8 protein-coding genes and 1 pseudogene are annotated in these 11288 nt (G+C 65.1%); 3 read left to right on the top strand and 6 right to left on the bottom strand.

The genetic code is table 11. The annotated features are described in order from the left end of the window. Positions 1–4 precede the first annotated feature (4 nt). Both P0652_RS15290 and P0652_RS15285 read right to left on the bottom strand, forming a co-directional pair. On the bottom strand, positions 5–1171 hold the full coding sequence (locus P0652_RS15290; protein WP_284179721.1) for an MFS transporter: 1167 nt from the start codon (positions 1169–1171) through the stop codon (positions 5–7). Between the two features lie 49 nt (positions 1172–1220). After that, entirely contained in the window at positions 1221–1529 is a 309-nt protein-coding gene (locus tag P0652_RS15285) for an ArsR/SmtB family transcription factor (protein ID WP_284179720.1), read from the bottom strand. 170 nt (positions 1530–1699) lie between these two features. On the opposite strand from P0652_RS15285, the gene P0652_RS15280 reads away from it, so the two are divergent. After that, complete coding sequence (locus P0652_RS15280) at positions 1700–2560, top strand: NADPH-dependent oxidoreductase (protein ID WP_284179719.1); 861 nt, start codon at positions 1700–1702, stop codon at positions 2558–2560. A gap of 15 nt (positions 2561–2575) precedes the next feature. On the opposite strand, the pseudogene P0652_RS15275 reads toward P0652_RS15280, so the two are convergent. Then, positions 2576–4621, bottom strand: a pseudogene (locus P0652_RS15275) (YgiQ family radical SAM protein); the annotation flags it as partial. A gap of 209 nt (positions 4622–4830) precedes the next feature. Here P0652_RS15275 and abc-f point away from each other — a divergent pair. Next, entirely contained in the window at positions 4831–6453 is a 1623-nt protein-coding gene (abc-f, locus tag P0652_RS15270) for a ribosomal protection-like ABC-F family protein (protein WP_284179718.1), read from the top strand. 8 nt (positions 6454–6461) lie between these two features. Here the strand turns inward: abc-f and P0652_RS15265 are convergent, their stop codons facing one another. From P0652_RS15265 to P0652_RS15255, 3 genes are all read right to left on the bottom strand, one after another. Continuing rightward, positions 6462–6941, bottom strand: a complete 480-nt coding sequence (locus P0652_RS15265; protein ID WP_284179717.1) for a DM13 domain-containing protein — start codon at positions 6939–6941, stop codon at positions 6462–6464. 150 nt (positions 6942–7091) lie between these two features. Then, positions 7092–9191 (bottom strand): malate synthase G, encoded by a 2100-nt coding sequence (locus P0652_RS15260; RefSeq protein WP_284179716.1) that lies wholly within the window; start codon positions 9189–9191, stop codon positions 7092–7094. Between the two features lie 182 nt (positions 9192–9373). Continuing rightward, positions 9374–10210 (bottom strand): SDR family NAD(P)-dependent oxidoreductase, encoded by an 837-nt coding sequence (locus P0652_RS15255; RefSeq protein ID WP_284179715.1) that lies wholly within the window; start codon positions 10208–10210, stop codon positions 9374–9376. Between the two features lie 221 nt (positions 10211–10431). On the opposite strand from P0652_RS15255, the gene P0652_RS15250 reads away from it, so the two are divergent. Beyond that, entirely contained in the window at positions 10432–11265 is an 834-nt protein-coding gene (locus P0652_RS15250) for an IclR family transcriptional regulator (protein ID WP_284179714.1), read from the top strand. The last annotated feature ends 23 nt before the right edge of the window (positions 11266–11288 follow it).

Genomic DNA, 11288 nt, shown 5'->3' with positions numbered 1-11288 from the left:
ACACTTACGGACGCGCGCGAAGCAGCAACAGCAGCAGGAAGGCCATCAGGCCGAGGCCCGTTGTCAGCCAGATCGCCTGCGCGCCGGAATGCTCCAGAAGGATCCCGAACAGCAGCGGCGCAATCGCCTGCAACACCCGGGCCGGGGCCGAGAGCAGGCCCTGCCGCAGACCGTAGCCGCCCGGGCCGAACAACGCGAGAGGCAGGGTTCCCTTGGCGATGGTCAGCACGCCGTTGCCAGCCCCGTGAAGCAGGGCGAATGCCGCCGCGGCAGGTCCGCCGGCGATCATCAGCAGGCCGGCCGCGACGGGATGGGCCAGCGTGGCAAGGCGGGCCGAGAGCAGCGGGTGGACGCGGTTCAGGAACACGAATTCCAGCACCCGGGCGGCTACCTGGGCGGGCCCGATCAGCGCGCCGGCCGCCACGGCAGCGACTGGCGTAGCTCCGGCTGCCTCGAGCATCCGCGGCAGATGGGCGGCCATGGCCGTGCTGGTGAACCAGGTGACGGCAAAGACAAAGGCGAGGATCGCCATGTCTCGCGTTCTCGCCTCGGTCGGGACCGCGATGGCCTCGCCCGGCACTGCGGTAACGGACTGGCTTTCCCCGCCGGCGGGCAGGATCAGGTGGAGCGGCAGGGCGAGGCCGAGATGGATCGCCATCCACCCGAAGCAGGCCACCCGCCAGCCGAATTGGGCTTCGAGCCAGGCCGAGAGTGGCCAGCCCACGGTACTGGCAAAACCGGCGATAAGCGTGATTCCGGTGATCGCAGACCGGGCATCGCGTCCGTAGATCTTGGCGAGCGCCGCAAAAGCCGAGTCATATAGCCCGATCCCCATCCCGATCCCCATGAGGATCCACCCCGCGATCAGCCAGGGTAGGGCGGTGCTGGCCGCCATGAGGCCGAGGCCGGCAGCAAAGATCAGGTTGCTGGCAATCAGGATGCCCCGGCCGCCGAGCCTGTCGATGCGGGCGCCAGCCCAAGGGCCGAGCAGGGCGGAGACGATCATCGCGGCGGAGAAGGCCGCGAAGATCCAGACCGGTGACACCGCGAACGAGGCCGCCATGGGCGTGGCCAGCACGGCGGGCAGGTAATAGCTGGAGGCATAGCCGACCGTCTGGCCGATGCCGAGCGCGGCAATGATGCTCTTGCGGTTTTCCGGCGCCAGACGCATCAGCGGGGCAACCACATGCGGGAAATCGGCAGAAAGGGCAAAAGGCCGGTCATGGCTGCGGGCCGGCTTCGTCGGCCTCGGCGCAGCACTGATCCATCAGCGAGTCGGCGACATCGCGGATCATCGGGTAGTTGGCCCGGCAGATCAGCATGGTCGAGCGCCGCTCCTGCGTGACAAGCCCGACCTGGATGAGCTTCCCGCAATGATGGGTGAGGGTGGAGGCCGCAATCCCGATCCGCTCCTGCAGCCGGCCGACTGGCAGACCGCCTTCCCCCGCGCGGACCAGCACACGGATGATGCGCAGGCGGGTCGGGTTTCCGAGCGCTTCAAGGCGGAGGGCGACGTCATCCAGTTCCATGCCCCTCGATTGCCCGCAGCAATCACGCCGTCAAGCGGTATTTCCGGAAATATCGAATTATGATCATCCCGGTTGCAGGCCTGCCACGTCCGGGTATGGCGGATTCCGGCTTTACCTTTCGGGCAGGGAGCTTATCTCCGCAGCGGAGTCCCCTTTGATCCGGAAAAGCCATGACGAACCCGACTGCGCAAACCCTTTCTGCCGTCACCGCGACGGATGGGCTCGAACGCCTTGTCCGCGCCCGTTATCGGGATGGGCAGCACCCGGCGCATCTCCCCTGGAACGCCACGCTGGCTGTGCTGGCCGCCCACCGTTCGGTGCGGAGCTACAAGCCGGATTCGCTGCCCGAAGGCACGCTGGAAACCCTGGTGCTGGCAGCCCAGTCTGCCGCAACCTCGTCCAACCTGCAGACCTGGAGCGTGGTGGCGGTCACCGATCCAGCCCGCAAGGCCGTGCTGGCCGAGATTGCCGGCGGCCAGAAGCATATCGTTCAGGCCCCGCTCATGCTGGTCTGGCTGGCCGATCTCTCGCGCCTCAAGGCCATGGCCGACAGGCGCAAGCAGGCGGCTGAAGGCCTCGACTATCTGGAGATGGCCACCGTCGCGATCGTCGATGCTGCGCTGGCGGCTCAGAATGCCGTGATCGCCGCCGAGAGCCTTGGCCTCGGCACGGTCTATATCGGCGCGTTGCGCAATGATCCCGGCCGTGTCGCAGCCTTGCTCGGCCTGCCGAAAATGGCGTTTGCCGTCTTCGGGCTCTGCGTCGGCCATGCTGCTGAAGAGGTTGTCACTGGCGTCAAGCCGCGCCTCGCCCCCGAGGTCGTGCTCCATCGGGAGACCTATGGGCAATCGGCCGATCCCGAGGCCATCGCCCGGTATGATACGGCCATGCAGGAATTCCAGGGCGAGCAGGCGATGCGGCGCCAGCCCTGGTCGGACCAGGCGCTGGCCCGTGTTGCCGATGCCCGGGCCCTCAGCGGCCGCGACGTGTTGGCCGAGGTCCTGGCCGAGCGTGGCTTCCGGCTGCGCTGAGGTCGGGAGCCTGCCTCAATACAGGCCCTTTGTGAGGAAGCCGCGGCCCTTGCCCGGCTTTCGCGGCTTGCCGGGATAACGATCCTGCCCGCTGGCTCCCTCTGTCTTGCGAGGGGCCATCTGGCTCTTCGGATCGATACGCCGGCCTTCGCCGCCACGGCCCGTTCCGGCGGGCTGCCAGTTCGGCACGAGATGGGCCTTGCCCGGCCCGATCAGGTCCGCACGGCCCATCTCCTTGAGCGCCTCACGCAGGAGCGGCCAGTTTTCCGGATCGTGATAGCGCAGGAAGGCCTTGTGCAGGCGGCGCTGGCGCAGCCCGCGCACGGTTTCCACCGGGTCGGAGGCATTGCGCCGGACCGGGCGCAGCGGGTTCACGCCGGTATGATACATCGCGGTCGAAAGCGCCATCGGCGAGGGAAGGAAAGTCTGAACCTGATCCGCGCGATAGCCGTTTTTCTTCAACCAAAGCGCGAGGTTCACCATATCTTCGTCCGTGGTGCCGGGATGCGCCGCGATGAAATACGGGATCAGGAAATATTTCTTGCCCGCCTTCTTCGCGGCCTCGTCGAACAGCTTCTTGAACGCATCATAGGTGCCGATGCCCGGCTTCATCATCTTGTTGAGCGGGCCATCCTCGGTGTGCTCGGGCGCGATCTTGAGATAGCCGCCGACATGGTGCTCGACCAGCTCCTTCACATATTCCGGGCTCTCCACCGCGAGGTCATAGCGGACACCGGAGGCGACATTGACCTTCTTCACGCCCGGGATCGCCCGCGCCTTGCGGTAGAGCTGGATCAGCGATTCATGGCTGGTGTTGAGGTTCTTGCAGATATCCGGGAAGACGCAGGAGGGGCGCCGGCAGACCGCCTCGATCGCCTTGTCCTTGCAGCCGATGCGATACATGTTCGCGGTCGGCCCGCCAATATCCGAGATCACGCCGGTGAACTTGTCGTCCTTGTCGCGGATTGTCTCGATTTCCTTGAGGATCGAGCCTTCCGAGCGCGACTGGATAATGCGCCCCTCATGCTCGGTGATCGAGCAGAAGGAACAACCGCCGAAACAGCCCCGCATGATCGTCACCGAATGGCGGATCATCTCCCAGGCGGGGATTTTCGCATCGCCATAGGAAGGATGCGGCGCCCGCGCAAAGGGCAGTTCGTAGACGGCATCCATCTCGGTCGTGGTGAGCGGAACAGGCGGTGCCGTGAGCCAGACATCGCGGTCGCCATGGCGCTGCGTCAGCGGCCAGGCATTGCCGGGATTGCTTTCCTTGTGCAGCACGCGGGAGGCGCGGGCATAGGCCTCCTTGTCATTGACCACCACATCATAGGCGGGGAGGCGGATGACGCCTTGCAGATGGCGGGACTTCTCGTCATTGCGGAGCTTGCCCTCGTCGCCATCCTCGAGATCATCGGCATGGGCCTCGAACCAGCCTTCCGGCGTGCCGGAACGGGCAAATGCGATGCCGCGGATATCCGAGAAATCCTGCGCGATCCCGCCCTTGGCGATCCGGTGCGCCACCTCGACCAGGGCCCGCTCGGCATTGCCGTAGAGCAGCAGGTCGGCCTTCGCGTCGAAGAGCACCGAGCGGCGCACCTTGTCCGACCAGTAATCGTAATGGGCGATCCGTCGCAGCGAGGCCTCGATGCCGCCGATGACGATCGGCACGCCCGAATAGGCCTCGCGGCAGCGATGCGAATAGACGTTCACCGCCCGGTCGGGCCGCTTTCCGCCGGCCCCGCCGGGCGTGTAATTGTCGTTGTGGCGGAGCCGCCGGTCCGAGGTGTAGCGGTTCACCATGGAATCCATGTTGCCGCTGGTCACGCCGAAGAACAGGTTCGGCTTGCCGAGCGCCTTGAACGGCGCGGCGCTCTGCCAGTCCGGCTGGGAAATGATGCCGACGCGGAATCCCTGCGCCTCAAGCAAGCGGCCGATGATGGCCATGCCGAAGCTGGGATGATCGACATAGGCATCCCCGGTGACGAGGATGATGTCGCAGGAATCCCAGCCGAGTTCGTCCATTTCCTCGCGCGACATGGGCAGGAACGGGGCGGGGCCGAACCGTTCCGCCCAGTATTTGCGGTAGGAGAAAAGCGGTTTGGCGCTGGGAAGCTCAGCGACGAGAGAGGCCATTCTGGTCCCCGGATTGTGAAATTGGCATCGTTGCCGCTCCCATACAGCATATTCGGGTTGATGCGGAGTGTTTTTCTGTCGCTTCACGAACGGCCAGCCGCTATGTCAGCCGCAACCATCGTAACAGGCCATTCCCCATGATCCGCGTCGAAAGCGTTTCCAAGCGAAACAGCAGCCAGTTGTTGTTTGTCGAGGCCTCCGCCACGCTGTTGCGCGGCGAGAAGATCGGCCTTGTCGGCCCGAATGGCGCCGGCAAATCCACTCTGTTCCGCATGATTACCGGGCAGGATGGCCCGGATGAAGGCCAGATCTCCGTCGATCGCGGCACGATCATCGGTTATTTCAGTCAGGATGTCGGCGAGATGGCGGGTCGTTCCGCTGTGGCCGAGGTGATGGAGGGCGCCGGCCCTGTCAGCGCCGTGGCGGCCGAGATGGCGGCGCTTGAGGCCGATATGGTTGATCCCGGCAAGGGCAACCAGCTCGAGGAGATCATCGCGCGCTACGGCGAGGTGCAGGCCCGGTTCGAGGAACTGGATGGCTATGCGCTCGATGGCCGCGCCCGCGAGGTGCTCGACGGTTTGGGCTTCAGCCAGGACATGATGGATGGTGATGTCGGCAAGCTTTCCGGCGGCTGGAAGATGCGCGTGGCGCTGGCCCGTATCCTGCTGATGCGCCCGGATGTGATGCTGCTGGACGAGCCCTCGAACCATCTCGACCTCGAAAGCCTGATCTGGCTCGAGCAATTCCTCAAGGGCTATGAGGGCGCCCTGATGATGACCTCGCATGACCGCGAGTTCATGAACCGCATCGTCACCAAGATCGTCGAGATCGATGGCGGATCGCTGACCACCTATTCGGGCAATTACGAATTCTATGTCGAGCAGCGCGCCTTGGCCGAGAAGCAGCAGCAGGCGCAGTTCGAACGCCAGAAGGCGATGCTCGCCAAGGAGATCGCCTTCATCGAGCGGTTCAAGGCCCGCGCCAGCCATGCCGCTCAGGTGCAAAGCCGGGTGAAGAAGCTCGACAAGATCGAGAAGGTCGAGCCGCCCCGCCGGCGCCAGACCATCGCCTTCGAGTTCCAGCCCGCGCCCCGTTCGGGCGATGATGTGATCAGCGTCAAGGGCCTCCACAAGCGCTATGGCAGCCGCGTGATCTATGCCGGGCTCGATTTCCATGTCCGCCGCAAGGAGCGCTGGTGCGTGATGGGCATCAACGGGGCAGGCAAATCCACCCTGCTCAAGCTGGTGGCAGGCGATACCACGCCCGATTCCGGCACGGTGCAGATCGGTGTCGGCGTGAAGATGGGCTATTTCTCCCAGCACGCGATGGACATTCTCGAGGGCGATCTCACGATCTTCCAGATGCTGGAGCAGAAATTCCCGCAGGCCGGGCAGGGCTCCCTTCGCACGCTTGCCGGTTGCTTCGGGTTTTCCGGCGATGATATCGAGAAGCGCTGCCGCGTGCTCTCCGGTGGGGAGAAGGCGCGGCTGGTCATGGCGATGATGCTGTTCGACCCGCCGAACCTGCTGGTTCTCGACGAACCGACCAACCATCTGGATCTCGCGACGAAGGAAATGCTGGTCAACGCGCTGGCGCAGTTCGAGGGCACCATGCTGTTTGTCTCGCATGACCGCCATTTCCTTGCCGCCCTGTCGAACCGCGTGCTCGAACTGACGCCCGATGGCGTGCATGCCTATGGCGGCGGCTATACGGAATATGTCGCCAGCACCGGGCAGGAAGCGCCCGGCCTCAGGAGTTGAGGGGCGCCTTACCGATACTTCGCTGCGCTGATGAATTCGCTGAAGGACTCGCACCAGACCAGCACGGTCGTGTACTCGGCAAGGTCCAGCCCGGCCGGCAGGTCGAGGATGAAGCCGTTGAACGTCTTCACGTCGCCGATCAGCCGGGATTCGCTCTTGACCGCGAGGAATTCCGCCTCGTCCTCGACGAAGGTCTTCACGAGATAGAGCTTGTAGTCCGGCCCCGGTGCCAGCTTGCCCTCATGGGCGATGCGCTGCGGCGTGAGGCTCACCTTGCCTTCGCCCCAGTGGAAGAAGTCGCTGCCCCTGAGGTCCCGCCGGAACTCGGCGCTGAACATGGCGCCCTCTGCCGCTGCGACCAGCGCGGCCCGGTCCGGCCCCTTCGGCGCGATCAGGATCGGCAGCATGTAGATGCCGAGGGCGAAGCCGATGCCCAGCATGGCGAGATGGGAGCCGACAAGGACGAATTTTCGCAGGGTCTTCAGCATCGCGCGGCTCCGGAACAAAATCAGCGTCCCGAAGGATGCCACAGCGAAGCGCGGGGGGGAATTGCCAGCGTGGAGAGCGGTGCGGGCTTGGAGTGTCATGGCCGGGCTTGTCCCGGCCATCCACGATTCCACTCGGCAGGCGAAGCGCCTTTACCCCTGCGCCTTCACGCGCTGGCGGAAGGCATGGAGCAGCGGCTCGGTATAGCCGTTTGGCTGGGTGATGCCGTCGAAAACCAGCGCCCGCGCGGCCTGGAAGGCGAGGCTGGTGGCCTCGTTCCCTGCCATCGGGCGGTAAAGCGGATCGCCGGCATTCTGGCCATCGACTTTCTTCGCCATGCGGGAGAAGGCCGCGTCGATCTGCTCTGCCGTGCAGACGCCATGGAGCAGCCAGTTGGCCATGTGCTGCGAGGAAATGCGCAGGGTGGCGCGATCTTCCATCAGCCCGACATCATGGATATCCGGCACCTTGGAGCAGCCGATGCCCTGGTCGACCCAGCGCACGACATAGCCGAGAATGCCCTGGGCATTGTTGTCCAGTTCGGCGGTGATCTCCTCCGGCGACCAGTTGCGGCCCTGCGCGGTGGGGATCGTCAGCAATGCCGAAAGCGGCGCGACCGGCTCGGCCAGGCGCTCCTTTTGGCGCGCATAGACATCGACCTGGTGGTAATGCGTGGCATGAAGCGTCGCGGCGGTCGGGGAGGGCACCCAGGCCGTGGTCGCGCCCGATTTCGGATGCCCGATCTTCTGCGCCAGCATGTCGGCCATCCGGTCCGGCGCGGCCCACATGCCCTTGCCGATCTGCGCCTTGCCCGAAAGCCCACAGGCGAGGCCGATCTGCACGTTTCGGTCCTCGTAGGCGGAGATCCAGGACGAGGCCTTCATGTCGCCCTTGCGGATCATCGCGCCGGCCTGCATCGAGGTATGCATCTCGTCGCCGGTCCGGTCGAGGAACCCGGTATTGATGAAGACGATCCGGTTCTGCACCGCCGCAATGCAGGCCGCGAGATTGGCCGAGGTCCGGCGCTCCTCATCCATCACGCCCACTTTGAGGGTGTAGCGGGTGAGGCCAAGCAGGTCCTCGACGGCATCGAACAGGTCATTCGTGAAGGCGGCCTCGGCCGGGCCATGCATCTTCGGCTTCACGATATAGACATTGCCGTTCCGGCTGTTGCGGAACTTGCCGAGGCCCTTGATGTCATGCAGGGCGATCGTGCTCGTCATGATGCCATCGAGAATGCCTTCCGGCGCCTCGCTGCCATCCGGCAGCAGGATGGCCGGGTTGGTCATCAGATGGCCGACATTCCGCACGAAGAGGAGGCTGCGGCCCGGCAGCGTCAGGCGCGTGCCATCGGGGGCGGAGTAGTTGCGGTCGCTGTTGAGGCGGCGCGTCATCGGCTTGCCGCCCTTCTCGAACGTATCCTCGAGCGTGCCGTTCATCAGGCCAAGCCAGTTTGAATAGGCCGCGACCTTGTCCTCGGCATCGACGGCGGCAATCGAATCCTCGAGATCAACAATGGTCGTCAGCGCAGATTCCAGCACGATATCGGCGAGGCCGGCCGGATCATCCTTGCCGATCCGGTGGGTCGGATCGATCACCAGCTCGATATGCAGGCCATTGTTCTTCAGCAGGAAATTGGCGCCATTCGTGCCGACGAACTGCGCGGGGTTGGCGAGAGCCGGCTGGCCACCCGCCCACTCGGTCCAGCTGCCGGAAGCCAGCGGCGCGGCCTTGTCCAGGAAGGCCTTGGCCCAGGCGATCACCTTGGCGCCGCGGGCAGGGTCATAGCCGCCGGCCTGCGGCGGGGCGAGCGCATCCGTGCCATAGAGCGCGTCATACAGGCTGCCCCAGCGCGCATTGGCGGCGTTGAGCACGAAGCGCGCATTGAGCACCGGCACCACCAGTTGCGGGCCGGCGGAAGAGGCGATTTCCGCATCGACATTGGTCGTGCTGACCTTGAACGGCGCCGGTTCGGGCACGAGATAGCCGATCTCGCGGAGGAAAGCTTCGTAGGTGGCTGCATCGAAGGGTTTGCCGGCCCGGTCAGTGTGCCAGGCATCGATCTTCGCCTGAAGCTGGTCACGCGCGGCGAGCAGGTCGCGGTTGCGCGGCGTGAACCGCTCGAAAATCGCGGCCATGCCGCTCCAGAAGGCGCCGGCCTCGAGGCCGGTACCCGGCAGGACGCGCGCCTCGACGAAATCGGCGAGTTCCGCCGCCACCTTCAGGCCAGCCTTGTCGATCCGGTTCGTCATGTCGGGTCCCTCCTTCGCGCGCTTCGCGGCTTCAGCCGCATGGCCATTTACGCCGGAAACGGCAATTCGCCGACATGTCAAGAATTCCAAGGAATTATGCAAGGAGGGAAAGAATAGTGGCGCTTGCTCTCCTGTTGCCTGCGAGGAGATTGCAGAGCCTTTCTTGGCCGTCGCGAGGGTTGTCAGCCGCGCATGGATTCGGTTTGCCCGCCATCGACCGGGAGAGCAACGCCGGTGATGAAGCGGGATTCGTCGGAGGCGAGGAACAAGGCGGCCGCGGCAATATCATAGGCCGTGCCCATCCTGCCCATCGGCACCGCCTGGTTGCGCTTGGCGATGACCTCTTCGACCGAGCCGAAGGATCCGGCGATCTGCTTGTAGACCAGCGGCGTGTTGATCAGACCCGGCAAGATCGCATTGGCGCGGATATTCTGCGCGGCATGATGCAGCGCAATCGCCTTGGTGGCCTGGATCACGGCGGCCTTGGCGGCGGAATAGATAAAATAGGGGTAGCCGGTCCAGCGGATCCCGGCAATCGAGGCGATGTTCACGAAAACACCGTGGCCTTGCGCAAGGAAGCGCGGCAGCATCACCTTCGCGCTGCGCCAGACCGGGCCGAGATTGAGGTCGATCCCGCGTTGGAAATCATCCTCGGTCAGCTCATGCGCGTCGCCGGGAACCACCATCCCGACATTGTTGTGGACGACGTCGATACGCCCGAACCGCGTGAGTGTCGCCATCACGGCGTCTTCGATCGAGTCCAGCCGGGTCACATCCGCCGCGAGAGCGATTGCCTCGCCGCCTTCCGCCGCGATCAGTCCGGCCGTTTCCTCTGCCGCTGAGAGCTGGATATCGACGCAGGCAACCCGGGCGCCTTCGCGGGCATAGAGAACCGCTGCCGCCTTGCCATTACCCCAGCCGGGCCCGGAGGAGCCGGCGCCGAAGACGATCACCGTTTTTCCGGCCATGCGGGTGCCGGCGCGGAAGGGCGGCATCGGGTTCGGCGGAATATGCGTCATGGCGTGGCTCCCGTCATTCCGGCCGGCCGGATCTCCCGTCGGGCCGGCATCGGGGCTGCCGGAACCCTCCGGGAAACCGGAAGGGCAAACCATAGGTCCATGATATGAACCAATGAGGCCCAGTTTCCGATTGTCTAATTCCACTCGCTGCAATAGCGTCTCAAGTCAATGAAAATTGACCGGATCATTATTCCATTATGTGGACCCAGGGTGCTGGAATCGTGACGGCTTTGGATCCTGTCGAAGCCTTCGGGGCCCAGAGCGCGATCCGGACATTGCGCCTGCTCCGGCTCCTTGGCGATGCCGGCACGGAGGGAGCTTCCCTCGCGGCTCTGGTCCGCCAGTCGGGCCTCTCGAAGCCGACCTGTCGTCGCCTGCTTATCGCCCTGATGGAAGAGGGGATGGCCGTACAGGACACCGCGACCCGCCTCTATTTCCTCGGTCGCGAGATCTACCTGCTCGGCATGGTCGCAGCCGATCGCTACGGCATCCATCGCGTTGCGCTCGACAGCGTCGCCCGGCTCGCCCAGCGAACCGGTGACGCGGCGTTCCTGCAGGTGCGCCACGGGGAAGAGGTGGTCTGCCTCGCGCGGGAGGATGGAACGTTCCCGCTCCGGTCTCATGTGCTGAAAGCGGGGGACAGGCACCTGCTCGGCGCCGGCGCCGGGCCGCTGGCGATCCTTGCCGCCCTGCCGGAGGCCGAGGCCGAAGCCTATCTCGCCGGCCATGCGCGGCCGCTGGCAGAGCGCTATCCGCCGCTCGTTCCGCTCCTGCCTGACCTTCTCCGCGAAACGCGCGAACGGAGATATAGCCTCAACCGTGGTATTCTCTTTCCCGGCTCCTGGGGGATGGCGATGGCCATTCGCGGCCCCTCGGGCCGGATCGAGGCCTGCCTCTCCCTTGCTGCTGTGGAAAGTCGAATGCAGCCGGACCGCGAGCCCGAACTGGCCGCGCTTCTCGCTGCGGAGGTGCAGCTTGTGGAGCAACGGCTCGCGCGGGCGCCAGGCCCGCCCACCCCGCTGACGAGCCCGCCCCGCAGGAGAACCATGGCATGAGGGAGAACCGTGCCGTCAGCCGG

This window comes from Rhabdaerophilum sp. SD176 (genome assembly GCF_030143245.1).
Taxonomy (GTDB): Bacteria; Pseudomonadota; Alphaproteobacteria; order Rhizobiales; family Beijerinckiaceae; genus Rhabdaerophilum.
This window is presented reverse-complemented; position numbering and strand designations above follow the sequence as displayed.

Excerpts from the sequence above, each read along its gene's own strand:
- P0652_RS15280 (WP_284179719.1), top strand. The coding sequence starts at position 1,700 with ATGACGAACCCGACTGCGCAAACCCTTTCTGCCGTCACCGCGACGGAT.
- abc-f (WP_284179718.1), top strand. The coding sequence starts at position 4,831 with ATGATCCGCGTCGAAAGCGTTTCCAAGCGAAACAGCAGCCAGTTGTTG.
- P0652_RS15285 (WP_284179720.1), bottom strand. The coding sequence starts at position 1,529 with ATGGAACTGGATGACGTCGCCCTCCGCCTTGAAGCGCTCGGAAACCCG.
- P0652_RS15290 (WP_284179721.1), bottom strand. The coding sequence starts at position 1,171 with ATGCGTCTGGCGCCGGAAAACCGCAAGAGCATCATTGCCGCGCTCGGC.
- P0652_RS15260 (WP_284179716.1), bottom strand. The coding sequence starts at position 9,191 with ATGACGAACCGGATCGACAAGGCTGGCCTGAAGGTGGCGGCGGAACTC.
- P0652_RS15265 (WP_284179717.1), bottom strand. The coding sequence starts at position 6,941 with ATGCTGAAGACCCTGCGAAAATTCGTCCTTGTCGGCTCCCATCTCGCC.
- P0652_RS15255 (WP_284179715.1), bottom strand. The coding sequence starts at position 10,210 with ATGACGCATATTCCGCCGAACCCGATGCCGCCCTTCCGCGCCGGCACC.